Origin of the sequence: Corynebacterium silvaticum (assembly GCF_004382825.2) — a bacterium.
GTDB lineage: Bacteria > Actinomycetota > Actinomycetes > Mycobacteriales > Mycobacteriaceae > Corynebacterium > Corynebacterium silvaticum.
The window spans coordinates 82,714-106,660 of the sequence record NZ_SDQO02000002.1 but is presented as its reverse complement, the minus strand read 5'-3'; the positions used below and the strand labels follow the sequence as shown (position 1 = coordinate 106,660).

Sequence of the window (23,947 nt, the reverse complement as noted above, 5' to 3'; positions counted from 1 at the left end):
GGACTGAAACTTATGCGGCGTCAAGGGGAAAGATCGGGGCGATCGGTATTGCGTTGGTGATAGCCCCGAGAGCTGTTTTAAAAAAGGGGGTGGTGTCTTCCCTCTACACTATGTCCGTGGAGAGTGAAGACCGTTTCCAGAATCATCCGAGTTGGCATCACCGCTGGTACGGTCGCCATCGCGAACTGATCCTTCACTGCGACGACGCGGCCTGCGTACGGGTGGGCGCCGCGTGGTTGATGCGGGAGAAAGAGAACGCGTTGTTGCTTTTGGCTCGCTATGCGTATGACGCTTGCGTTTGACAAAGAAGCGCAAGAACAGCAGAGCAAAGAGTCCTAGGATTACGGTAAGAGCGATACCAGACTGCCCCACAAAACCGGACCGAGTTTGCACCGCGATAGTCACAGGGTTGGAGATCGCCGCGCCGGTGGGAGTAGCCAGCCATAGTTTGAGATTAGTCTGGTCATCGTCGTCGGGAAGCTGCGCGATCATCTGCGCAGTAATGGATCCCTTTGCCGGAATCACCAGGCTGTCTTTCACCTTAATCGACGCGCCTTCAGGGCCATTGAAGCGAATACGTGCATCGACAGGAAGCGGAAGTCCATTCTTTGCCGCAATAAGTAGCGGTGAGGATGGAGAAAGCCTGGTGTACACGTTGCCCGGGGACAACAATGTGACGGAGCTGCGCAATTCCGTGAGCGCATCGCGGTTTTCATTGGATAAAGCGGTGGCCCGGGCAATCTTCTGGTCAAAACTGTTAATAGAACGTCGTCCGTTGACGCTGAGAGCGCGGAGCAAATCCTGCCGCAATGGCGCAGTGAAGTTATAAGGCGATAGGGCGATGGCGGCGTCGTTAATCATGAGACGCGTGAGATCGTCGGTGTAATCCGATTGCTGGCGTGCCCGCAGGATCTCCGTGTCTGAGACCACTGTGGGGTCGTCATAGGGGGCACCATATCTGCCCTCTACCAGGCCGCTGCTAGAGATGCTGTTAGATGAGCCGTCGCCGCTTGCCGACGTTGCAGCCGCCGCCGCAGTTCGTGCAGCAAGCTCACCTTCCTGTTGCTGCGACATAGTGACATAGTCGCGCAGAGTCATCGGCAGTGCGGAATTCTCCCGCAGCAAAGTAGAAATTGCCTCGAACCAGGAATTGGGGTTCCTAATCGACGTGGGCATCATCAACAGTGTGGGCTGAGTGCTTTCCGCAACAGCGGCATCGATAGCGGCCGCACCGGTAGCCATCCGGGCTGCCTCAGAGTCGAGGGAGTAATCAAAGCGAATGTCGTAGTTGCCGTATCCCGCCGTCACTGGTTTGGGGGATGCCTGGGCAAGCGTGGCAGATAACGAGCCTTGATACGCCACAGAACGCACGCCAGCGGCAAGCTGGCCGAAACGATCTACCTTGGGGGCCTGCCACACCGTGTTGTCCGCGACAAGGACAGAAACAGGGACTTGCGCAGTGGGTGCGATCGTGGGAGCCGCGGAGTCACGGACGCTATCCAACGAGGCCTCAGAGTCCTTGGCCGGCGATTCCTTGAGGGAACCTTCATCCGGTTGAGACTTAGCTTCCTTAGCCTTGGTGGCCTCCCAGGCAGCACTGATGTCGCTCGTGGTCGGAGGTTTGGTACCGTCCGCGCTTTCCTTTTGATCCGCCCAGCCCAAGGAGGCTGCAGTTTGTGCGGTGATATAGCCCGCGCCGGGGATCACGATATTAGATTCCGGGGTAACCCCCAGCACGTCTTTGATGACGCCAGAGCCACGCTGCAGGGCCTCACGCATCAACCATGGATTGTTGGTTTTAGCCACCGCGTTGAGATCAGCATTAGCCCACGGCATAGCCACAGTGCAGGTGCCTTCCGTGGCTTTCCCTAATTTTGCGAGCCACTCAGCAGCAGCTTTTTGACCTTTGCCCGGGACATACTTTTCTGTTTCGTCCTCAATGCTCCAAGAATCGCGGAGACGTCTATTCTCCGACACCGAGCTGGGGCGCTGTGAGGCCACGCTATATCCCTCGGACATACGTCGGGTGACATCGAGGAACTGCGGATCGATGGCTAAGCAACTCGCCGTGCTGATCTCTGGCGTTACAGTGCGGGCGGCGAGGTAGGCGTCGAGAAGCCGATCTAAGCGGCCACCATGCGCAATCTCTTCAGTCAATGCTTCCGAACGCATAATGAGAGGGGCGCGTTCGGGGGCCTCGCCCGTTTCCCCGCCAACGATATCGACCTCCGCAGTGATCGGCAGGACCATGCTGAGTTGCTTCGGGTCCGGTGTCGCGCCCTCAGACTTATTCGTATCGGACGCAGACAGTAGGAATCGCTGTGTGCTGTAGACGCTGTTGGAGGCGTCATGCAGTCCGATCAATATGGGATAGACACCGGCAGAACGCAGCTGTAGTCCCCCGGGCTCCGCTGCCCCGGTATCTATGCTGACATCTATGTCTTTGGAGCTATCGGGCGCAATCTTCGACTGAATTGGTATCGGACTCGCAAGGTATGGGTAGGAGGAAGGTGCTGCAGCAAGCACAGTGCGGGCACCAGCGACGGTGGGCTCTGCATCGGCGTGACGGGCCACAATTTTTGCGGAACTCTGATCGATTGGAGAATCAGAGTTATTGATGATGCGAAGCGAAAGATGTATCTTTTCGCCGAGCTGGACGTGGGAATCGACTTTGAGGATCTGAACCTTGACCTTGGCGTTCACGTCGATTGATCGCACATCCGGATTGGTCCAACGATGCGACGTCGGCCCCATGGGAGATAACGGAAGCGGATCTGCGGCAGCTTGCGGCGCATGAGTGAGCGTGGCACTGCATAAGGCGAGAGTCAGCAACGCCGCCCCAGTGCGCGACAGCAGGGAGAGCGGAAAGACTCCCATGTCGGTGGCTCGGCGTGAGTGAGGCGTCGCCAAAAGCTCAGCGGTGCTGGCATTCCTATGGCCGCTGAGTGAGGTGGTGTGGGTGAGTTTGATGGTGCTCACCGCGGGGTTTTCCTTCCCTCTGCCTTCTCTTTGATGGCATATTCTGGGATTAAATCGTGCGCGATGCGGGCCAGCTTACGCTCGTCGGCGTAGGCAAAATGCTCAATGAGTTCGTTGGCTGGGATCCACGAGACCTCAGTAACTTCTGGATCTTCATCGTTGAGATCACCATCGACGTATCGCAGCAGATGGTGATGAACCGTCTTATGAATACGCACGCCCTCAGACACAAACCAATAGTCAATCGTGCCCAGATCCGCGAAAACTTCACCGTGGATTCCGGTTTCTTCCCAGACCTCGCGCTCGGCGGTCTTTCCTTTGTCTTCACCGGGTTCCACGTGCCCCTTAGGCATGGACCACAAAAGGCGGCCTCTCCTATCGAGTCGCCCGATGAGCGCCACATAAATACGGGAAAGGTCAACGTTATTATTGCTATCAACCGCCTCAGCGAGTCCAGAGATCACCAGACCGCCCGCAGAGGTTTCATCGCGCGTGTTTATCTTGGATGTCTGATACTGGTTACGGAGACTGGCGCGGCTATTTCTAGAGCGATTAGTGTTGTGTGGCCGACGCCGGCGACGCTTATTCTCCGGTGTGGACGTGGAGCGCTGAGCGGTGCGCTGCCCTGTCCTCGTGCAGCGCTTACGTCGAGAAGCGCGCGACTCATTATCTGCCGACTCGTTTCCTTGCGGTGCGGCTGTGCCTTGATTCTCCTTGCGTTTTGCGGTGTTGCGCGCAGCAGCCGAGCGCGAGCCGGTTTTACGGGACTTGGTGGACTTGTTGGCGTCGTTAGTTTTCCGTCCGCGGGAAGAAGCACCGCTAGCGTTTTCTTGAGACGAGCTATTTTTGCTTTTCGACGCGCGCCCCTCACCAGAAGCCTGAGCGTTAGCGCTGCGCTTTGAGTCAGCGCGCTTTGCCCCCGGCTGCTGGGTCGCAGAGGTACGGCCCCCTTCTGCAGTTCGTTGTGACTGCGAAGAGCGCCCCGTCTGATCACTGCCAAAACGGCGTGACCGCGTGCGTCTTCTGCGCCGTGGCGCGGTGGATTCCGTAGAATTCACCGAACTCGGGCGCGACTGTTCGTTATCGCTCATCTCGCTGATCGTATCCTTTTCAACCTTGAGAAGGTACCTATGAACCGCTTCTTTAAAAGAAAAGAGTAATCGTGGCCAGCTTTTGCGGCGTATTTAGCCATACGTCTAGCTAACAGATGGCGCAGAAAGTGGGTTTCTTGACCCAAAAAGGTGGGAAAAATCTGTTGAAGACGCGAAAAAATGCAGACGTGATCACCATAACTTTAGCAACTATAAGTGAGTGATTACGCATTTGGATGTGATGCGTTGGGTAAAAAACCGATCGTATTTTCCAAAAGCGGAGAATACGGAGGTGTATCCCCCTGTGTATTCCTTACATATAGAAGGAAGTTGGCGGATTAACGTGTCTCAAAGCCCCTTGGCGATGTGCGAGGTGGGTGTGCGGTTAGCGTCGTCTAGCTGGGGTGCATTGTGGAGGAATCATGGTAGCGGAACCGAACAGGTAGACTCATGCGCGTGAATTCACAGAGTAAGCAGCACACAACCATTACTAATAATGGTTCGCACACCGTAGGGATAGTGAACCCATCCTCCGCCGCGTCCTCTGTTGCCCCCTGTAATGCCAACGCTGCTGAGAATACTGCCGAGAACTCCTCGGCGAGCGATTCGCCGAACCGCATTGAGCTTCTTGCTCGTGCGCAGCACACATTGGCGGGTCTTTCTCCCCTGTTGGCCCCCCTCGCGCAGCTTTTTCAAGACCGTGGGCATCGCCTTTACCTCGTAGGAGGTTCCGTGCGTGATGCTCTCCTTGACGAGTTGGGCAATGATTTGGACTTCACCACCGACGCTCGACCAGAGACCGTGATGGAGATCCTCAACGACTACACACCTGTGGTGTGGGATACCGGAATCGATTTTGGAACGGTGTCCGCAGAAAAAGACGGGCAACAAATCGAGATCACCACGTTTCGTTCAGACGTGTACGACGGGAAAACGAGAAACCCGGAAGTGCAATTTGGTGACACATTAGAGGGCGACCTTATCCGTAGGGACTTCCGAGTCAACGCCATGGCTGTAGAGATACACCCCACTGGTGACATGACGTTCCATGACCCGGTTAACGGCATGGATGACCTGGTAGAAGGCATCTTGGATACGCCTTCCGCTCCGGAGCAAAGCTTTAACGACGATCCACTGCGTATGCTTCGCGCCGCCAGGTTTGTCTCCCAACTGGAATTTTCTGTCGCGGATCGCGTCTGCAATGCCATGACGCAGATGGCGGATCAGATCGATCGCATTACCGTCGAACGAGTACAGGTGGAGCTGGATAAATTACTCTGCGGGCGGGCGCCATGGGACGGCATTGACCTCATGGTGGATACGGGGCTTGCCGCGCGTATTATTCCGGAAATTCCAGCGCTACGGCTTACCCAAGACGAGCACCGGCAGCACAAGGATGTGTACCTGCATTCGCTTACGGTACTGCGTCAGGCGATGGAACAGGAGGAGGACGGCCCCGACGTGGTGCTGAGATGGGCCTCCCTCATGCACGATTGCGGCAAGCCGGACACCCGGGCTTTTAATGATGAGGGGAAAGTGAGCTTTCATCACCACGAGATCGTGGGTGCCAGGATCATGCGAGCACGCATGCGCACGCTTAAATACTCTAAGCAGATGGTGAATGATGTGAGCGACCTCATCCGGCTGCATATGCGGTTCCACGGGTTCAATGAGGGGGAATGGACGGATTCCGCTGTACGTCGATACGTAACGGATGCTGGTCCCCTGCTATCCAAGCTGCATAAGCTTGTCCGTGCAGATTGCACAACGCGTAACAAAAAGAAGGCGGCTCGGCTTCATCGGACATACGATCACCTAGAAGAACGCATCGCGGAGATTGCGGAGCGAGAAGATCTTCAGCGGGTGCGCCCTGATCTCGACGGAAACGAGATTATGACGCTACTTGGCCTTAAACCCGGACCTGACGTGGGTAAAGCATGGTCTTTCCTCAAAGAACTACGGTTGGAGCGTGGCCCTTTGGGACGGGAAGAAGCTATCGCGGAACTCACAGCATGGTGGTCGAAAAACCACAATGCTGCCGACACAACTGGGTCGACAAAGTAGAAGAAAAATAAGGAAGGCGTGAGACATGTATGCAGACCGGTTATTCAACGCTATGGAGCGGAATGAACCTGCTCCGGGAATGCTGCTTATAGCGGCGCCTTCCATGGAAAGTTCCGTGTTTGCGCGGAATGTCATTCTGATTCTTGAGCACAATGAGGTCACGACGTTTGGTGTGAACCTTGCCTCGCGGAGTGACGTTGCCGTGTTTAACGTTATGCCGGAATGGGCCCCCTTAGCGTCTAAGCTCCAGGCTCTTTACATTGGCGGTCCCCTCAACCAGCAGGGAGTGGTAGGGATAGGGGTCACCGCCCCGGGGGTGGACATTGCTGCGCACCCGCATTTCAATCGGCTGGCTAATCGACTGGTGCACGTGGATCTGCGTACGCAACCAGAAAATGTAGCGGACGATCTCTCGGGTCTGCGTCTTTTTGCTGGTTATGCAGAGTGGGAGCCCGGTCAACTGAATGAGGAGATTGAAAAAGGCGAATGGTATGTAGCGCCTGCATTGTCCTCCGACGTGACTGCTGCTGGAAGTGTGGACGTTTGGGGTGACGTAATGAGGCGCCAGCCGATGCCGCTCCCCTTGTATTCGACGTATCCTATGGGCGTATCCGAAAACTAAGTTTTTACTTAGGGTGATACATCTGTTTTTTCTTGAGTTTTCTCTCATAAGTGCCGCGCTCCATAGAGGGCTAGGCACTCAGTTTCTTCTATCCGTATCTCCTTGGTGTTCGCCTTTTCTGGAGGAATGTTAATAAAAAGAGGTTGTGATGGTTTCACGTGAAACATCGTCCGAAATTCGGGCCGGGATTAAAGAATCCTGGGCGGTTGCATTAGGACTCGTCCCCCTGGGGCTTGCTTTTGGTTTGTTGGTGACGCAATCAGGATTTGCCTGGTGGTGGGCGCCAATTTTTTCCATCGTGATCTACGCGGGCTCAATGGAATTCCTTGCGCTGACGCTCGTCACAGGTGGAGCAGGTCCCGTATCGGCAGCGATCACAGCTTTTATGGTGAATTTCCGCCATATCTTTTATGGCTTAACGTATCCGCGCCACCGGATTACATCAGTTATCGGTAGAGTGTATTCCACATATTCGCTTACCGACGAGGCCTATGCGATCGTCTCGGCTCGCCCCGAGGCAGGGAATATCTCTAGTGTGCGACTGTTGACTATTCAGGTCTTTTGTCACGTTCTGTGGGTTTTGTCGGGCGTTGTCGGGACGCTGGCTGGGGTGGCTCTCCCCCAAGGGATTCAGGGAATGGAGTTCGCCCTCACGGCGCTTTTTGTGGTGCTGGCCTGGGAGGCATTTCGCAACAACCAAGATTGGTCGCTGCCATTTTTTGCCATTGTCCTATCTGTCATCGCTGCCCTGATCTCCACTCAGAAGATGCTCATCATTGCGCTCGTCGCCTATTTCCTTTTGTTGTTCATTCGTAGCGCGCAACCACGCTTGGATGCTGCACTGACATGGAAGGTGAAGAAATGACGCTTGCTCAGTTGGGGCTACCCGAGGGCGTCACGCTTTCCTCTGTTGTCCTCGTGCTCCTGCCGGTTGCTGTGATCACTTTTATGCTTCGGTGGCTCCCCTTCTCTGCGGTTAAGCTGCTTAAGGGCAGTGCGTTGATGTCCATGCTCGCGATGACCATGCCTGTGGGTGTGATGGTGGTGTTAGTTATGTATACGCTTTCTGCTGCGCGGGGTGCCACGGGAGGTCTTGTGCCTGCGCTCATCGCCACGGTTGCTACGTTGCTTGTGCATTGGTGGCGGAGAGACTGCGGTCTATCCATTATCGGTGGAACAGTTTTCTATATGATTCTGGTCAACCTGGTGTGGTGAACTGTTCTCCCCCTTTTTCGATATATCAAAACCGGCTTTCCCACCTCTGATGCGTAGGTGGGAAAGCCGGTTTTGTCCCAGTGTAGCTCAGCGTAATTCAGGGAATTTGGCTCTTGCCTCAGCCCACAATGATTCAAATTCTTCTGATGATAAGTATGCGGTTTCAATGTCAGGAAAGTTTGCATAGCTTTCTGGATGTGGGACTGTGTTTTGTGGTGGTGCCGCCATCCCCACGACCGTCCCACCATGGGCTGCCCCGCAGACGCTATTGGAGGGATCCACCTCTAGGAGTCGGTGCAAGCGACATTCGGTGGTGCTGGTGGGTTCTAACTCGGCAATATGGTTGCTCGTTCCCACTCCGGGGATAGACATTAGTGTTCTCACATAAAGATAGGAAGTCATGGGGTTCTCCTGAACGCGGTGGGTTTAGTTGAGATTTTCTGGCAAATTTCGAGCATAGCGGGCGGCAAGCCAGGAACACATCATGAGCTGTATCTGGTGGAAAATCATCAGCGGAAGAATGAGCAGACCTAGGTTTGCTCCCCCGAATATCACGGCTGCCATGGGCAGGCCGGAAGCGAGAGATTTCTTTGTGCCACAAAATTCTATGGCGATAACATCCCCGCGGTTAAACCCGAGCTTTTGCGCGCTGAATTTGGTCAACCACAACATAAAAGCGACTAGCACGATGGAGAACACAACGAGGAAAAGTACTTCCCATACTTTGACCGATGACCAAATCCCGGCGACGATTCCTGCGGAAAAGGCGGAATAAACCACCATTGCGATGGATCCGCGATCCACGGATTTGGTTGCTTTATTCGCGGCAAAGTCTTTGACCCATCGTCGCAGGAGTTGTCCAATGACAAAAGGCAGGAGCAACTGGATGGCAATATCCAGAAAAACTCCGGTGTCAATATGCATTCCGCCTTCTGTAGTCATGAACGCCATCACTAACAGCGGGGTGGCAAAAACTCCGATGAGGTTGGAGGCTGAGGCGCTCACGATGGCCCCTGCGACGTTGCCTTGTGCGATCGAAGTGAAAGCTACCGACGATTGGACGGTAGAAGGAACGAGCGTGAGATAAAGGATGCCCATAGAGATTCCGCTGGAAATAACCATGTCGAGAGGTTTGAGCGCTAGGCCTATCGCAGGGAACACCACAAAAGTAAAAGCGAGAATTGTTAGGTGTAGCTTCCAGTTTTTCAAGCCATCGAGGGCTTCTTTAGTGGAGAGGCGAGCACCGTAGAGAAAGAAGAGTAAAGCGATTGCAATTTTGGTCGCGGTGGAAAAGGCATCGGCAAAGCCACCGCGGGCTGGGAAGAAAATTGCGATGATGACCGCCAGCACTATGAGGACGATGAGGGGGTCAAGGTTCTTGATTTTGGCGAGCATTCTTTGAGTCTAGATCGGAATGCTCGCAGTGTGGCTGTTATTACAACAGGTGTTAGGAGATCTTCGCTTTATCCCCGGATACCTCAAGAGTCTTTGTTATGAGCGGGTCTCGCGATGGTCCCTGGGTGACGGCGCCGTCTTTGATGTTAAATATGGACCCGTGCTTTGGGCACTTCACGGTGTCGCCTTGGACGATCGTGATTTTTGCGTGCTGGTGAGGGCAGTCAGTCGAATATGCCTTGTACTCCCCCGCAACAGGTTGGGCGATGATGAAATCGTCGACGATGGTTGCGCTACCCACAGGAACGTCGGAAAGTGCTATTTCTTTGGCCTTGGCTTTATCGCCGCCGCAGGCTGCAAGCACCGCCCCCGCAAAAGTGGTTGCTGTGCCGAGTAAGAACATGCGCCTTGTGCATTTAGGGCCGTGGTGTGCTGAAGATGTGGAGTCATGGGTAGTCATAAAACCAGTATTACACCGAAACCGTGGATCAGTCACTAATCATCACAGTGACAAAAGACGGCTCGGCTGAATGTTTCACGTGAAACATTCACTGCCCGATCAGCGCGGCGACTATATGCTTATCGACGCGCCAACCGGGCGTTGGTGAAGGCTGCCTGTGCAGTGCGGCTTGCTATCCGCGAGTTGCTTCTTTCATCTCAGCGATAAAAGCGGAAATTTCCGATTGCAGTGCGGGCATGTCATCGATTGTGGCGGGCTGGGGATGTGTACCAACACAGTGGCGTTCAATGATCGCCGTGATGGCGGATCCGGTGATTACTCCCCTTGCCCCGGCTGCCATCGCGTCTCGGACGTGCTGGGGGGTGGAAATCCCGAACCCGAGAAGTGCAGGGGCACCGCCGAATGTCGTGATGTTTGCTACTACGTCACTGAGTCCGCTAGTGGAAGATTCCCGCTCTGTGCCAGTGACCCCATCGCGAGAAATTGCGTAGATGTAGCCCTCAGAATGCGCTGCCACGGCTCGGAGGGTATCTTCCGATGCCTGTGCGGGCGCAATGAAAATGGGTGCGATCCCTGTCTGTTGTGCTGCTGCGATGAAGGGCTCCCCTTCCCGTACGGGGACGTCGGGAAGCAAAATAGAATCGGCGCCGGAGGTGGCGAATTCTTGATAGAAGGTATCTAGTCCGCGAGTGAAAGGGACATTGCCATAGATCAGGAGGCCAATGGGCAGGTCTGGAAACTCTGAACGGATCTGAGCAATGAGCAACAAAGAGGAATCGACGGTTGCTCCATTATCCAAGGCGCGGAGATGGGAACGTTGGATGGTCGGGCCGTCGGCCACCGGATCTGAGAAGGGAACGCCGATCTCAAGTGCATCTGCTCCGGCCTGGACGGCGGTGCGAATGATTGTCAGGGATGCCTCGGGGGAAGGATCGCCGAGCATGATGAAAGGGACAAAGGCTCCCTCGTTGGATTGTTCTAGCCGAGTGAAAAGGTTGTGGTAGCGGTTCATGATTAATCCTTGAGGGCAAGTTCGGGGTTTGCGGCGAGAGTTTTGCGAATGTGATCGATGTCTTTATCACCACGCCCTGAAAGGGAGACAAGTATGGTGATATTTTTTCCTTCTTCTTCTGCGAGGGCGGCTCGCTTTAGTGCATAAGCAAGGGCATGGCTTGACTCCAATGCCGGGATGATTCCCTCTTCGCGGGAGAGTAATTGGAAGGCTTCAAGAGCCTCGGCATCCGTGATAGCTACATAGGTGGCTCGTCCAGACTTTGACAGATGCGCGTGTTGAGGTCCGACCCCAGGGTAATCTAGCCCGGCGGAAATAGAATAGGACTCTTCCACTTGGCCGTCAGAGTTTCGCATCAAATAGCTTTTAGCGCCGTGCAGGATACCGATTTGTCCGTTGTTGATGGTTGCTCCGTGCTTGCCGGATGACAGACCCTCCCCGCCAGGTTCCGCGCCGACGAGTTCTACGGATGGATCATCAATGAAGTCCGCAAACATACCGATTGCATTGGAGCCTCCGCCCACGCAGGCAACCACGACGTCGGGAAGGCCTCCCGTGCGTTCAATCATTTGGGCTTTAGCTTCTTCAGAAATAACACGATGGAATTCTCGAACGATCGTCGGGAATGGGTGAGGGCCTGCCGCTGTGCCGAGTAGGTAGTGGGATTCGTGGAAGGTGGCAGTCCAATCCCGGAGGGCCTCATTAACCGCGTCTTTGAGTGTTCCTGATCCCGAATCTACGGGTACTACTGTGGCGCCCATGAGCTCCATGCGGTACACGTTGGGCTGCTGACGTTCCACATCTTTTGCCCCCATATAGATGACGCATTCAAGGTCTAAGAGCGCGCAGGCGAGAGCGGTGGCGGTTCCGTGCTGTCCGGCGCCGGTTTCCGCGATGATGCGTTTTTTGCCCATCCGCTTAGCCAGGAGGGCCTGGCCGATCACTTGGTTTGTCTTATGTGCTCCGCCGTGAACGAGGTCTTCGCGTTTGAGGAAGATGCGAGCGTGTCCCCTACCCTTTCCGGCCAGAGGTAGTTTTGAACATTCGGTTAAAGGGGTGGGCCTCCCCAGGTAGTCCTTGAGGTAGCCCGCGAGTTCCTCTCGGAACTGTGGGTCTTCTTGCGCCTCAACAAACGCTTTTTCAAGCTGATCGAGTGCCGGCAGGAGTGATTCGGGAACGAATTGTCCGCCGAATTCTCCGAAATATGCGGGAAGGAGTGTGTGCTGATCGGTGGGGTTCTGGGAGGGTGTCATCGTGAATCCTTAGGTTGCAAGTTTTTAAAGGTGGTTGTTCCGTATGTCAATGTTTCACGTGAAACTACGCCATCGTTTTTCGCGTGCCGACGCCACGTTGATCCGTGGTTGCGGTGGGATGCCTCGGTACGCACCTGCTGCGGTGCAGACGGTGTAGAAGTGGCTAGGAGAGAACATAGTTGGTGCCTTTGCGCGATAGATATGTGATTGATCGCGGGCCGGTGGCCTAGGGTTCACCCAAAAAGAAACGGCCCGCATGATGCGAGCCGGAGAAATAGATAGCACTCAATGGCCCGCTTAGTAAGCGCGCCACCACCAGATGTTTAGTGCATATCTCATAGGAAATAGCTTAAACGTCTTCGGTGGTGAGCGCAAGGGGTGGGGGTATGTTTCTGTATTGGGGTGTGGTCGAGGTGCGAAAAAGCTGGGTTAGTAATGAAACCCTCGGATGGTGGAGAAAGCTCGGAGTAATGCCCCCGAATCTTTTAGCCCCGCCCAGGTTCCGGCATCGGTTGGGTACTCGACGCCGGAGTTAAGGTCTAGGCCGGCGCACCCCCTTGCTAATGCCTCGGGAAGGTTGTCAGGGTTAAGGCCCCCGGCCAGGATTGCCTTGGGGAGCACGCCTTGGGGAATCTCTTCCCAATGGAAGGATGTTCCGGTGCCGCCGGTGCCGGCGTCGAGAAGCGCCATATCTACGTCATCCATGAGTGCCATGGCAGTCTCGGGCCCTTCGGGAGCTGTCATGGATACGGCGCGCCAGATGGCAACGTCTTCCCTTCCCGCCTTGTGGAGTTCCAGGCGGGCTTTGTTAAGAAGCTCCTTCTCCCCCGCGATGGACCCTTGATATGGGGCATGGATCTGGAGGGTCTTAATGCCTGGAAGGAGTATTTCCGTCCAGTCTTGCGTGCGTCTGCTTACCGCAACGTAGTGCAGAGGCGGCTCTGCTGCAATGATTTTTTCGGCGGTTTCACGTGAAACATTGCGAGGACTGGAGTCTTCAAATATCAATCCTCCGTGTGTTGCGCCGGCTGCGCGTGCAGCGTGTGCCGCGGAAGCGGTGGTGAGACCGCACACCTTGTTGGTTCCAAAAACGAGCGAACGTGCGGCGGAGTCAACGTCGTTATGGCCGGTGAGTTGTGAGCCTACAAGGAAAGCATCGGAATGACCGGCCAATTGACGCACCGTCTCGTTTGTCCGAATGCCGGATTCTGACACGAGTACAGCATTTTCTGGAACGAGGGCTTCTAGTTGTGAGGAACGAGAAAGGTCGATACTGAGGTCGTGCAAGTTGCGGTGATTGACGCCAAAAATCTTTGCGCCAAGGCGAATGGCTCTTTTTACCTCATCCTCGTTGATTACTTCGGTGAGGACGTCTAGCCCGAGGCGCTCGGCCTCATAGGAAAGTGAGGTGTAGGTGGCGTCGTCAAGCACGCTAAGCATGAGTAGGATCGCGTCCGCGCCAAAGTAGCGTGCAGCGTGCACCTGCACGGGGTCGATGATGAAGTCCTTGCATAAGACCGGCAGGTGTGTCGACGCTGCGACGGTGGCCAGGTGGTCGTAGTCGCCGTTAAATTTGTCAGGTTCGCAAAGAACGGAAATCGCGGAAGCGTAGCGAGAATAAATCCGCGCAATATCTCCCGGGGAATAATCAGATCGAATTTCCCCTAATGACGGTGATGCGGATTTGCACTCCATAATGAAGTGCGGTGCCCTCGCGGAGCTACCGGAATATGCTTGCCGAAGCGGCGCCACTCCCCCGCTCGCGGAGCCACCAAGCGCCTGGAAAAGGGATTTTGTGGACCTCGGCAACCGGAGTGGATCTACATGCGAAATGCGGGCACGAATCTCTTGAAGATGTGATCGGCGGGCGTGAACAATTTCTTCTAAGACTGTGGGTATTGACGCTGTGTTATTGCGCATAGTTGGCCTCCTCGTGGGTTGCGAGCCATTGTTGAACGTGACCGTCTTCGATGAGCTTTTTGGCTTTATCTGTTCCTTCGCGCAGAGAGTCCACCAGATTTGCAGTATAAAAAATTGCACCGGCGGTAGCTGCGACAGCATCTCGATGAGCCGCAGCGCCTTCCCCGGCAAAAGTGGCGCGCATCAGTGCAGCATTTTCCGTGCCGTCGCCGCCTGCTAAGTCAGCGAGACTATGGCGCTGGATTCCTAGTTCTTCAGGGGTGACCTCATAGCTGGTGATCGTGCCGTGATTGAGTTCCCATATGGTGGTGGGCCCGTGCACGGCGACTTCATCGATTCCGGAGCCATGAACCACTAGTGCATGGGTGCGACCCAGGTCGCGGAAGACCTGAGCGATGATGGGGCCAAGTGCCGGATTGGCAATGCCCATGAGCTGAAATTCGGGGCGCGCCGGGGAAAGCAATGGACCTAAGACGTTAAAAAGAGTGGGAACTCTGAGGGCTTTTCGGACAGGCTGTACGTGGGCGACTGCCGGGTTGTAGGCCGGTGCGAAGAGGAATGTGAAATTGGAGGCTTTGAATTGTCGGACTGCGCGGTCGGGGTCTAGGTCTAGTGGGATATTGAGAGCTTCTAGAACATCGGCTGATCCCGACTTGGAAGAGACTGAACGGTTGCCGCATTTGATCATCCGCACTCCCCCAGAAGCTGCTACAAGCGAGGCTGCCGTGGTTACGTTGATGGTATTTGCGCCGTCGCCGCCGGTGCCTGCGGTGTCCATTAAGCCGGAACCTGTGATGGGGAAAGGTCGTCCTGCGGCGAGAAAAGCATGTGCGGCGCCCGCGATGTCTGCGTAGGTTTCACCGCGAGTGCGTATGGTGGCTAGGAGTGCTGCGATGTGCACATCGTCGTAGTCGCCAATTGTGAGAGGGGTAAAAACCTCGATAGCTTCCTCAACCGTTGGGTTGGGGTTGTCGAGATAGGCGATAAGTTTTTTCTTTGTGCTTTCACTGGTCATGGTATGTCCTAATGTATATTTTGTACCTAAGAATAACGTCACGTGACGTTATTTATGGGGTGTGGTCTCTCTGCTGAGATAGATGGTCGATGCAGCGTTGCAAAATGATCGGCCCGGAAGGACTTAGGATTGACTCTGGGTGAAACTGCAACCCCACCGCGGCATGCTCGCGGGCCTCGGCCGCCATGATCACTGGGCCGATGACAGAGGGACAGGTTCCTAGCGCCGTCAATTCCTTCGGGGTTTCTGTGCACCCAAGGGAGTGATACCGGGCGACGGGAACGCGCTGGCCCTCCCGGGAACCAGGATCGCCATCAACGGTTAGGCCGCGGAATAGTGAACTGTGCAGACCATGCTCGTTGAGCTGCATGAGATCTGTAATTCCGTGAACAGGTCCACATCTGCGAACGTCTCCCCCGAAGTGCTCTAGGAGTGCTTGAAAACCTAGACAAATGCCGAGGATCGGGATGCGTCCCAATGCGTGATCGATGAGCTCCATCATGCAGCCCGCATCCCGTGGGTGGCCGGGGCCGGGAGAAAGGCAGATAATGTCCGGCTTGGCTGCCAGAATCTCTTTTACCTCTACGGAGTTGCGAAAGACGGTGCAGCGATAGCCAGCAACGGCAAAAGCGTCGACCAGGTTATATACAAAGGAATCGTGGTTATCAAGGAGTACTACATGGGTGTTGGTAGGGTTCATGAGCGGTTCACCTTAGGGGTTGCGTTCTGTGCCATCGCGAGAGCATTGAGTACTGCGTATGCTTTGTGCAAGGTTTCATCAGCTTCCGCCTGGGGTATGGAATCTCGCACTACTCCGGCTCCTGCTTGAACCACGGCGACGCCGTTATGGATAAAAGCGGATCGAATAACGATGCAGGTGTCCATTGTGCCGTCGCCACGCAGATAACCAATCGCTCCCCCATAGGATCCTCTCCGGGTACGTTCGGTACCGCGAAGCAATTCCATTGCACGCAATTTAGGTGACCCGCTGAGTGTTCCCATGTTCATGCAGGCGCGGTAGGCGTCGATAGCATCAAAATCGGGATGTAGTGTGGCGCTCACTCTACTGACAAGATGCATTACCCGGGAGTATCTATCCACGCTCAGGAGGTCAGACACTTTTCTTGTGGCTGGTACCGCTACTCGGGCTAGGTCATTGCGCGCAAGATCAACGAGCATGGTGTGTTCGGCGATCTCTTTGGCGTTGGTACGCATGTCCAGCTCGGCGCGGACATCTAGCTCGTGATTGACGCTGCCGTCGGGGTTAAGTCCCCGGGGTCTGGTGCCTGCGATGGGGTATAGCTGGACGTTGCGTGTTGCTGCGTCGAACTTTAAATTGGATTCGGGTGAGGCTCCGATGATTTCATAGGTCTCGGAAGGGATTTCATTATCATTGTGTGCAATATTGTTTGGTGTTATCTGTCCTCGTACGTAGAACATATACGGACTTGGGTTAGATGCACGAAGCTGGAGATACGCCGCGTAGGCGTTATCGCATGCGGCAGAGAATGATCGCGCCGGTACCACCTGGTAGACGTCCCCGCTATGAATGCTCTTTTTGAGTTCTTCTACATGCGTGCAAAATTGGGGATCGCTCATACTGGTATGCACGTGCAGGACCTCTGACGGCGTACCTGGCGTCGTTGTGGCCATCTCCAGCGCGAGTATATCAGAAGAAATTTTCTCCGCAAGGTGGTTAAGCCTGCTGGTTAGTTCTTCTGCATCAATACCCACAGCCTCGATAAAGGCCTCATGATTAAGGTGATCGATAACCAGCAGAGTCTCCGCCACTAGGAACTGATAATCCGGATAGGTATTCTCCCCCGGCCGAACCTCCGGTAGCACCTCAAAGGTTTCTAGGTAATCAAAGGCAAAACCACCGGAGAGGATGGGCAATTCTTTTCCGTTGTAGCCAGCCGCCAGTTGGAGTTTGCGCAGCACCTCGGCGTTGCTCATAGCAGTTAAGCGCTCGCGCTCGTTAAGTTCTTGAGACCTGGTGAATGCAAAGAGCGCCTCCCCGTTGATGCGTCGTTCTGCTAAGTGGTCTGCAAGTTGCCTGCACAAGCGATCCGTGATGCTGTGGCCAGTGGGGGTCAACGGGGTTACTGTGACCGTTTGCCCGACGCAGGTAACGCGCACCGCACCGGTGAGGGTCGCAATGCACATCGTATTCTTCTTGGATTCCACATCAGCAGATTCCAGCAGCGCGGAATCGGAGGCGGTTGTTCCTCCTAGCGCTGCAAAAAGCGCGGCGGCGTCCTCGTGGTATCGGACCGATCGCCTATCAACGTGAAAAGTGGTTTCTGTAGTAGCCATAGTGCCTTTGCATGTGTTGGGTGGATTCTCCCCCGCTGCGGGCCATCTGGCTGGAGCCTATGGATACAAAAAAGCCCGCTTGGGAGTTTTCAAGCGAGCTGTGGGATGCACAATCATGTAGCTCGCCGCTATGCGAGCCACACCACCAGTGTGCATTCATGTTCTTCATACACCTGAACCATACGCATGAGTGCGAATGCGCGCAAGATCAATCAGTTATCGGAGGCCTGCGCTGCACGTCGTAATGCTTCCAGATCGGGGGTAAAGCTTGTCGACGCTTGCCCCTCATCATTCGCCTCCTCAGCTCCCCCGGCACTGCAGCACGTGGACTCTGAAGCCGCTGTGACGTCCGCTTGGGCGTCGAGAAGCGATGCGGCGCGCGCCCCCACATTAGCGCCAATGCTCACAAACACTATGCCCGCGAGCACCGCAACGATGGACATCAGATGCAACCACCCGGAGGGGGCAAAACACAATGATGCAGCGATTCCAACAGCAATGCCACCGACGACCCACAAAGGGCCAGCGACGTGATGCGCGGTGGTCCACAGCTCCTGAGATTTACGCACCTCAGGCACCCGGATTCCCACATAGGAGTTTCCGTGGAGGCGGCGAGCCCATGCCAAGGCGCCGATGGTGATAAGAGCAATAGTTACGATAGCCAAAAGCGTGCCGACGACAGTCATGCCGATCACTGTAGTCCGGGTTTGCTTATCAGCTAAATGGCTGTGGGTGCTTTTATATCGAAGTTCGGCGTGGATTGAGCGGCTCCGGCAGTGGGCCGGGGCTGGTATCGCCCCGCAGTCGCTTAATCACATTTTCTGCCGAAATAAGGCACATTGGGATACCTACCCCAGGGACAGTAGTTGCGCCCGCATAGTACAGATTTTTTACCTTCCGAGACACATTGCGGCCTCGGAAGAAGGCGGACTGCCTGAGCGTATGCGCTGGCCCGATGGAGCCCCCGAGCCATGCATGGTAACGATCTGCAAAATCGGCTGGGCCAATCGTTTTGCTCACAACGATGCGCGAGGATAAATCGGGGATGCCAGCCTTATGCGCAATGGATTCGATGGCGTGTTCGGCAATAGCGCGTACCGATTCAGACTTGGCATGCCCATAGGCGTTGCCATGCCCAATAGCTAGCTGCGCTGAGACGGGAATCAAAATAAAAAGATTCTCGTGACCCGGCGGCGCAACGTGTGCGTCTGTGTGGGAGGGCTTGGACACATAGATAGATTCCGAGGCCACGCTCTGGGTATCGGTGCGGAACACAGCATCAAAGTCAATTGCCCAGTCTTTGCTAAAAAACAGATTATGATGCTTAAGCTGCGGTAATGATCCCCTGACCCCCGCTAAGACCACCACCGTGCCTACACCGGGGTTGCGACGAGAAAAATAGTCGGAGTTATAACTGCGGAGGTGCTGCGGTAAAAGCTGCGTCTCAGTGTGGTGTAGATCCGCACAGGAAACCACAATGTCTGCGTGAAGATGTTCTTTTGAACCATCACTGTGCCGAATCACCACTCCAGTGGCATGGGCGAGTTTTCCCGTTTGCGCAGATCACGGCTCATGTTGCTGGTAGTGATCTCTAAAACGGCAGTATCAAAAAGAAAACGAGCATTTCTTGTGAGCGCGTGGCGGTATATCGCCTCTATGACACCAGTGAATCCCTTAGTCGGATACCGCACTCCTTGGACTATGTCGGTATGACTCATGAGGTGATACATTGATGGCGTTTCCTCTGGGCGAGAGGAAAGAAAGACGGCAGGATAAGACAAAATTTGCCTTAACCGGTGGTCCTGGAAACGCTTGTTCACCATCGTGTGGAGAGACCGTGTGAGCAGTGTGATCAAGACGCGGAGGCGGCCAAGAACGTCCCGGTGTAACAAGGGTCCAAGAGACGTGAAATTGGTATAAAGAAATCGCTCCACAGCGATGCGGTAGGTGGCGCTTGCACTGGCAAGATACTGATAAAGCGCCTCTCCCGCGCCGGGCTCTACCGATTCAAAATAGTTGGCTAGGGCGGTGGGGTCGCTGGGGACGTCGATACGCTCGGCGGCCTGTGCGGGGTGTGTTTCTGCAAAAAGTCGATACGCGGGCTGTACATCTTCGAGGCTATACTCCTGTTTAACCGTGCTACCGAGCAGAGCGAAGAAATGTTCAAAGGCATCGGGCATGAGGTACCACGACGGGCCGGTGTCCCAACGGAAACCTTTGTAGCAGAGATTCCCAGCACGCCCTCCGATCTCCTCGTTTTTCTCCACCACTGTGACCTCGTAGCCCTCGCACGACAATAAAGCGGCGGTGGCTAGTCCTGCGGCACCTGCCCCGATAACAATGGCTTTCTTAGGAGGCGTAATCGGCATCATTGTCTGTTCCAATCAAGTGGTGGGATCCTCTCACACAGCAAGACGTACATGTGCTAGCGGCCATGCGTCAGCGGATGAAACTTTCTGGCTTTGATAAGCGCACGAGCCATGATTCTTGCCTTTGTGGAGATAGGAACACTAGCACGTTTCTCCATGATCTCAGCTGCGCTCATTGTGTCGAGGATGTTGGTCAGCTCGGCGAATAATTCTGCAGCTGCTGCTACTCCCACTGGGGCGGAACCCGGCAAGAGCGGTATGGCACGAAGCGCTGCGGCTAGGTCGGTGCGGATATCTGCGATGATTGTGCGCTTGAAAGAGTCGGTGAGACGGCGAGGGGCGCCGGGGAAATAGTGCCGTCCCAACTGGGTCGCATCCTCTTGCCAATCGCGGAGAAAATTTACCTTTTGAAATGCTGCACCTAGAGCACGCGCGCCCTCGCTCATGATGTCGAGGTCTTTCTGGGAATAGTGATGTGCGCGTTGGTCTGCTCCTCGATGAGGAGAACTGGGACGTTGTACTAGGAACGCGGATAAACACATGAGGCCAATAACCTCAGCGGAGCCATAGATGTAGCTGCGGTAATCCTCGTCGGCATTGTAGTTAACGCTGCTGATGTCTCTACGCATGGAAGCGAAAAAGGCGCGCACGTGTTCTTCTTTAAACTGACATCGACGAGCCGAGATGGCGTAGGCGTGCATAACAGGATCTACGTGGGGGCTAGAAGTACCTCACGCTCGTAGTCTGCGAGAAGCTCTGCGGTCTGGGAAGTGGTAAGTCCAGCGGCGCGGGCAGTGCCGTCGACTATCTCATCTGCAGTGCGCACCATGGCATAGAGATTTCGGATGTCAGTGCGTAGCTCCGGTTCGAGGATATGGGTGGCAAAAGAGAAGCTGGTGGAATAAGACGTGATGACTTTTTCGGCAGCCCTGATAGACATGCGATCAAAGTTTTCGAGCGACGTTGTTGCTGGAGCTGTAACCGAAATCCCCTCATTGAAATTTTCTCCGGACTCTGCACGGAGAAGGTTACGGGACGCCGTGAGCCCCCTCTCCCCTGACTTTCTCCCTCGGAGTCTCGCCAGTGTTGTGAGTGCGCGAAAAGCTGCCGCCAGGGCCGACCCTCGGGCGCGTCGGGGTGTAAGAGCCTCTGGGGTTTCTGCTCTTGAACCTCCTGAGAGTGGTGGAAGTAGCGGAAATCTATGCGACTTTGGGTGGCGATGATTTTTACGGAGGGGCCAACGAGACATGAATGGCTCCTTCCTATAAAGCGCTAACTCCGGTTTTCTGTTTGGGCTCTTTTTAAAATGTACAGCAAAGGTATGGCGCTTTCTTGTCACATATGTGAACCCGATAGGCTTTCCTGGTGCGTGTTTGGTCCACATGTCTGACGCGTATGCTCGGCGTATCGTCCAGTATGTCTGGCACGTGCCTTGACGGATGAAATTGGGTCACGCGACATAACCAGTTGCGCTGGACATTGTAAAACTTTCCAAAGGCTTCCCATTCCCTCTTCTAGGGGCGATACAAGGCCATGTTTCATGTGAAACATGGTGAAAAATCGGAAAATGCCAGCTGGCCCAATGTGGGTTTTTGAGGGGATTCGCATAGAAGGGGCAGGTCGTGGGCTTGTGCATATTTTCCAGCCGGAACGTCGAGGGAAAATCCCGATATATGAGATCCATGGAAAATATGAATTCCATTGGTAACCGCGTAAGTTAGTTCACAACCCAGGCGACACGCCAGTCGCGCAGGGAACAGTATGTCCCTCGTACCTCCTTCCATAGTGTAGGCAAACTAATGAACATAAAGCGTCTTTCTTCCTCGCTGCTGTTCAGGATCATCGTGGCGATCATCCTGGGCATTGTGTGCAGCTTTTTCTTTCCTGATGGGTTAGCCCGAATTTTTGTAACCTTCAATGGTCTCTTCGGAAACTTCTTGGGCTTCTTCATTCCGGTTCTTATCTTCTCACTCATTACTCCCGCCATCGCGGGCCTTGGCCGGGGTGCGGGTAAGTGGCTGGCGATTACAACTGGAATTGCTTATTGTTCTGCACTGGTCTCTGGGCTGATTTCCTGGGCTGTAGCTAATTCGATTTATCCGAAGCTTTTGGCAGGACAGCAAAATGTCCACGCATCTGACATTGAGGAAGGTGCTTTGACTCCTTATATCAGTGTGGATATGCCTGCCCCGATGGCTGTGATGACCGCCTTGATTCTTGCCTTTGTGGTGGGTGTGGCTATGACTACGGTTAAGTCCGACACGCTTTATTCTGGTGTTGCGGATCTGCGCCGTGTGGTGATGAAGGTTATTTCCTCCTTTATTGTCCCGTTGCTGCCTATTTACATCTTTGGCATGTTCCTCTCCCTGGGAATGAACGGAAACCTTGCCGATGTTCTTACCGCCTTTGCCAAGGTCTTGGTTCTGGCGATCTTTATGAGCTTTGTGCTTCTTGTTTTGCAGTTCCTCTTTGCTGGTGCCGTTGCAGGCAAGAATCCGCTGAGCTCCCTCAAGAACATGATGCCGGCCTACTTTACGGCTCTGGGAACTTCGTCTTCTGCTGCGACGATCCCTGTGACCTATGAGTCCGCTCTGAAGAATGGTGTGAGCAAGTCCGTGGCGGGCTTTGTGATTCCGCTGTGCGCGACGATCCACCTGTCCGGTTCGATGATGAAAATTACCTTGTTTGCGTTTGCCATCATGTTCATGGATGGCATGGATATTCCTTTGGCAACCGCACTCGGATTCATTTTGATGTTGGGCGTTACGATGGTTGCCGCACCGGGCGTTCCCGGCGGCGCAATCATGGCTGCTGTTGGCCTCTTGTCCTCAAGCCTTGGCTTTAACGACGATCAGGTGGCGCTCATGATCGCTGCTTATATCGCTATCGATTCCTTTGGTACCGCCTGCAACGTCACGGGCGATGGCGCTATTGCGATGGTGGTGGATAAGTTTGCAAAGGGATCTATTTCTCGCCACGATCTGGACGATGCTGATGACCTTGGCCTTGCTGCAGCTATCGCAGGTATCGACGCCAAAGAGTCAACAGATGATGTCGCAGCCAATAATGTATCTGCGTCTGGAGTGGATTCCGCTCAGAAGAATTAGACATGTCATGTCTCCTGCTCGATAAGGGGGCTGCACCAACCGCGTGTGGTTGGTGCAGCCCCCTTAGTGTGTGTTGTGGCGTGGCAGTCGAGTGTGGTGATCATCTCTAAAAAAATGACATCAGACGTCCTACGTCTTGGGTTTGTGGACTAAAATATGGGTATGGCAATAGAGGAAACCGTGCGTCGCTTCTTGGTCGGCGCCTATGCAGCAGTGCCCTCCGCGAGACAAGAACAAGAGTGGTTTTACGCAGGACTGGCGGAGCGTGGAATCGCAGATGCTCTGGAAATTCCTTTCCGTGATGACCTCTTTGATCCCATTGAGTGGCAGACGGAACATTTTGCCCATAGGTTTGAAGATTCAGTTCTCACGTTGATTCCAGGGACCATGCAACGTCTCGGCTCCTCCCCTACTTTTGGACTTGGCTCTTCTGATTCTGAAGGGAGGCAAGCCGCTATCGACCATGTGCTGCTAGCCGTAGAGAAAGCACATCAGCTCAATGATCTCACTGGCCAACGAACCATATCCAAGCTTCACGTGCATTCCGCACCTTCTGTGACTGCCCAAGAGGGCATGTTTGCCCAGTCGCTGGCGGAGAACTCAAGGATCGCGGGCTAGGGCTGGATCTGGTGATCGAGCACTGTGATGCGTATGTGCCGGAGTATCCCGGAGAGAAGCGTTTCTTGGATATTGAGGCAGAGGCTCGCGTTGCCCAGGAGCTGGGGCTCACGGTGACGGTGAACTGGGGGCGTAGCGTCATTGAAAGCCGAGATGCTGGACGGCCACGTGAGCACGTCGAAAAGCTTGTTGCTGCTGGAGTGCTTGGGGGCGTGATGATCTCAGGTGCTGGCAGTGAAGATAGCGTTTATGGCCCCGGTTGGGCAGATACTCACCTGCCACTAGTGGAGGCTGAGCCGATTTCCTGGTTGACCCCCGAGCGGGTTATTGAATGCGTGTAAGCAGCGCGAGGCCATGCTTCCTACTATGGGGTCAAGGTGCAGGTTCCGCCCACAAGCAGCGTCTCTGAGCGTCTGGATATCCTGGAGCGAACAAAAGCGACTATGGGGCTATAGCCGCGTTCGTTTCTCGCGGCAGCGGCAAGTGGCGGACAGTGGCTAGAATCCTTGTG

Annotated in this window: 17 protein-coding genes and 3 pseudogenes; 6 read left to right on the top strand and 14 right to left on the bottom strand. The window is 54.7% G+C overall.

Annotated elements, in window-relative coordinates; all coding sequences use genetic code 11:
• Window positions 1-108: 108 nt before the first annotated feature.
• Window positions 109-2,979, bottom strand: a complete 2,871-nt coding sequence (locus tag ET810_RS04560) for a hypothetical protein (protein ID WP_134316114.1) — start codon at window positions 2,977-2,979, stop codon at window positions 109-111.
• Complete coding sequence (locus ET810_RS04555; protein WP_087454790.1) at window positions 2,976-4,070, bottom strand: NUDIX hydrolase; 1,095 nt, start codon at window positions 4,068-4,070, stop codon at window positions 2,976-2,978. Before ET810_RS04555 ends, ET810_RS04560 begins: the two co-directional genes overlap by 4 nt.
• Window positions 4,071-4,520: 450 nt before the next feature.
• Here ET810_RS04555 and ET810_RS04550 point away from each other — a divergent pair, with 450 nt between their 5' ends.
• From ET810_RS04550 to ET810_RS04535, 4 genes are all read left to right on the top strand, one after another.
• Window positions 4,521-6,134 (top strand): CCA tRNA nucleotidyltransferase, encoded by a 1,614-nt coding sequence (locus tag ET810_RS04550; protein ID WP_087454789.1) that lies wholly within the window; start codon window positions 4,521-4,523, stop codon window positions 6,132-6,134.
• A 25-nt stretch (window positions 6,135-6,159) separates the two neighbouring features.
• Window positions 6,160-6,756 (top strand): YqgE/AlgH family protein, encoded by a 597-nt coding sequence (locus tag ET810_RS04545; RefSeq protein WP_134316115.1) that lies wholly within the window; start codon window positions 6,160-6,162, stop codon window positions 6,754-6,756.
• A 148-nt stretch (window positions 6,757-6,904) separates the two neighbouring features.
• Entirely contained in the window at window positions 6,905-7,621 is a 717-nt protein-coding gene (locus tag ET810_RS04540; protein WP_087454787.1) for an AzlC family ABC transporter permease, read from the top strand.
• Window positions 7,618-7,971 (top strand): branched-chain amino acid transporter permease, encoded by a 354-nt coding sequence (locus ET810_RS04535; protein ID WP_087454786.1) that lies wholly within the window; start codon window positions 7,618-7,620, stop codon window positions 7,969-7,971. The genes ET810_RS04540 and ET810_RS04535 overlap by 4 nt, the downstream gene beginning before the upstream one ends.
• Window positions 7,972-8,058: 87 nt before the next feature.
• Here the strand turns inward: ET810_RS04535 and ET810_RS12455 are convergent, their stop codons facing one another.
• The 12 genes and pseudogenes from ET810_RS12455 to ET810_RS04475 form a co-directional block, all read right to left on the bottom strand.
• Window positions 8,059-8,373, bottom strand: a complete 315-nt coding sequence (locus ET810_RS12455; protein ID WP_134316116.1) for a hypothetical protein — start codon at window positions 8,371-8,373, stop codon at window positions 8,059-8,061.
• A 24-nt stretch (window positions 8,374-8,397) separates the two neighbouring features.
• On the bottom strand, window positions 8,398-9,366 hold the full coding sequence (locus ET810_RS04525; RefSeq protein WP_087454784.1) for a bile acid:sodium symporter family protein: 969 nt from the start codon (window positions 9,364-9,366) through the stop codon (window positions 8,398-8,400).
• A 52-nt stretch (window positions 9,367-9,418) separates the two neighbouring features.
• Entirely contained in the window at window positions 9,419-9,769 is a 351-nt protein-coding gene (locus tag ET810_RS04520) for a Rieske (2Fe-2S) protein (protein WP_087454783.1), read from the bottom strand.
• Window positions 9,770-9,998: 229 nt separating this feature from the next.
• Window positions 9,999-10,838: a tryptophan synthase subunit alpha gene (gene trpA, locus ET810_RS04515; protein WP_087454782.1), complete on the bottom strand. Its 840-nt coding sequence runs from the start codon at window positions 10,836-10,838 to the stop codon at window positions 9,999-10,001.
• A 2-nt stretch (window positions 10,839-10,840) separates the two neighbouring features.
• Window positions 10,841-12,091 (bottom strand): tryptophan synthase subunit beta, encoded by a 1,251-nt coding sequence (gene trpB, locus ET810_RS04510; RefSeq protein WP_087454781.1) that lies wholly within the window; start codon window positions 12,089-12,091, stop codon window positions 10,841-10,843.
• A gap of 429 nt (window positions 12,092-12,520) precedes the next feature.
• Window positions 12,521-14,011 carry a bifunctional indole-3-glycerol-phosphate synthase TrpC/phosphoribosylanthranilate isomerase TrpF gene (trpCF, locus tag ET810_RS04505; RefSeq protein ID WP_134316117.1) on the bottom strand — a complete coding sequence of 497 codons (1,491 nt, stop codon included), beginning with the start codon at window positions 14,009-14,011 and terminating at the stop codon, window positions 12,521-12,523.
• Entirely contained in the window at window positions 14,001-15,026 is a 1,026-nt protein-coding gene (gene trpD / locus ET810_RS04500) for an anthranilate phosphoribosyltransferase (RefSeq protein ID WP_087454780.1), read from the bottom strand. The genes trpCF and trpD overlap by 11 nt, the downstream gene beginning before the upstream one ends.
• Window positions 15,027-15,078: 52 nt before the next feature.
• A complete protein-coding gene (locus ET810_RS04495) occupies window positions 15,079-15,726 on the bottom strand; it encodes an anthranilate synthase component II (protein ID WP_087454779.1) in 648 nt (215 codons plus the stop codon).
• On the bottom strand, window positions 15,723-17,342 hold the full coding sequence (locus tag ET810_RS04490; protein ID WP_087454778.1) for an anthranilate synthase component 1: 1,620 nt from the start codon (window positions 17,340-17,342) through the stop codon (window positions 15,723-15,725). The genes ET810_RS04495 and ET810_RS04490 overlap by 4 nt, the downstream gene beginning before the upstream one ends.
• Window positions 17,343-17,554: 212 nt before the next feature.
• A complete protein-coding gene (locus ET810_RS04485) occupies window positions 17,555-18,028 on the bottom strand; it encodes an SdpI family protein (RefSeq protein WP_087454959.1) in 474 nt (157 codons plus the stop codon).
• A 52-nt stretch (window positions 18,029-18,080) separates the two neighbouring features.
• Window positions 18,081-19,711 (bottom strand): annotated as a pseudogene (gene crtI / locus ET810_RS04480) (phytoene desaturase family protein).
• 56 nt (window positions 19,712-19,767) lie between these two features.
• A pseudogene (locus ET810_RS04475) lies at window positions 19,768-20,651 on the bottom strand (phytoene/squalene synthase family protein).
• Between the two features lie 859 nt (window positions 20,652-21,510).
• Here ET810_RS04475 and ET810_RS04470 point away from each other — a divergent pair.
• Both ET810_RS04470 and ET810_RS13135 read left to right on the top strand, forming a co-directional pair.
• Window positions 21,511-22,818 carry a dicarboxylate/amino acid:cation symporter gene (locus tag ET810_RS04470; protein WP_087454776.1) on the top strand — a complete coding sequence of 436 codons (1,308 nt, stop codon included), beginning with the start codon at window positions 21,511-21,513 and terminating at the stop codon, window positions 22,816-22,818.
• 162 nt (window positions 22,819-22,980) lie between these two features.
• Window positions 22,981-23,891, top strand: a pseudogene (locus ET810_RS13135) (DUF4862 family protein).
• The last annotated feature ends 56 nt before the right edge of the window (window positions 23,892-23,947 follow it).

Coding starts and splice junctions, on each gene's coding strand:
- ET810_RS04550 (WP_087454789.1), top strand. CDS start 4,521: ATGCGCGTGAATTCACAGAGTAAGCAGCACACAACCATTACTAATAAT.
- ET810_RS04540 (WP_087454787.1), top strand. CDS start 6,905: ATGGTTTCACGTGAAACATCGTCCGAAATTCGGGCCGGGATTAAAGAA.
- ET810_RS04470 (WP_087454776.1), top strand. CDS start 21,511: ATGAACATAAAGCGTCTTTCTTCCTCGCTGCTGTTCAGGATCATCGTG.
- trpCF (WP_134316117.1), bottom strand. CDS start 14,011: ATGCGCAATAACACAGCGTCAATACCCACAGTCTTAGAAGAAATTGTT.
- ET810_RS04520 (WP_087454783.1), bottom strand. CDS start 9,769: ATGTTCTTACTCGGCACAGCAACCACTTTTGCGGGGGCGGTGCTTGCA.
- ET810_RS04525 (WP_087454784.1), bottom strand. CDS start 9,366: ATGCTCGCCAAAATCAAGAACCTTGACCCCCTCATCGTCCTCATAGTG.
- ET810_RS12455 (WP_134316116.1), bottom strand. CDS start 8,373: ATGACTTCCTATCTTTATGTGAGAACACTAATGTCTATCCCCGGAGTG.
- ET810_RS04555 (WP_087454790.1), bottom strand. CDS start 4,070: ATGAGCGATAACGAACAGTCGCGCCCGAGTTCGGTGAATTCTACGGAA.
- ET810_RS04545 (WP_134316115.1), top strand. CDS start 6,160: ATGTATGCAGACCGGTTATTCAACGCTATGGAGCGGAATGAACCTGCT.
- ET810_RS04535 (WP_087454786.1), top strand. CDS start 7,618: ATGACGCTTGCTCAGTTGGGGCTACCCGAGGGCGTCACGCTTTCCTCT.
- trpB (WP_087454781.1), bottom strand. CDS start 12,091: ATGACACCCTCCCAGAACCCCACCGATCAGCACACACTCCTTCCCGCA.
- trpA (WP_087454782.1), bottom strand. CDS start 10,838: ATGAACCGCTACCACAACCTTTTCACTCGGCTAGAACAATCCAACGAG.
- ET810_RS04485 (WP_087454959.1), bottom strand. CDS start 18,028: ATGACTGTCGTCGGCACGCTTTTGGCTATCGTAACTATTGCTCTTATC.
- ET810_RS04495 (WP_087454779.1), bottom strand. CDS start 15,726: ATGAACCCTACCAACACCCATGTAGTACTCCTTGATAACCACGATTCC.
- ET810_RS04490 (WP_087454778.1), bottom strand. CDS start 17,342: ATGGCTACTACAGAAACCACTTTTCACGTTGATAGGCGATCGGTCCGA.
- trpD (WP_087454780.1), bottom strand. CDS start 15,026: ATGACCAGTGAAAGCACAAAGAAAAAACTTATCGCCTATCTCGACAAC.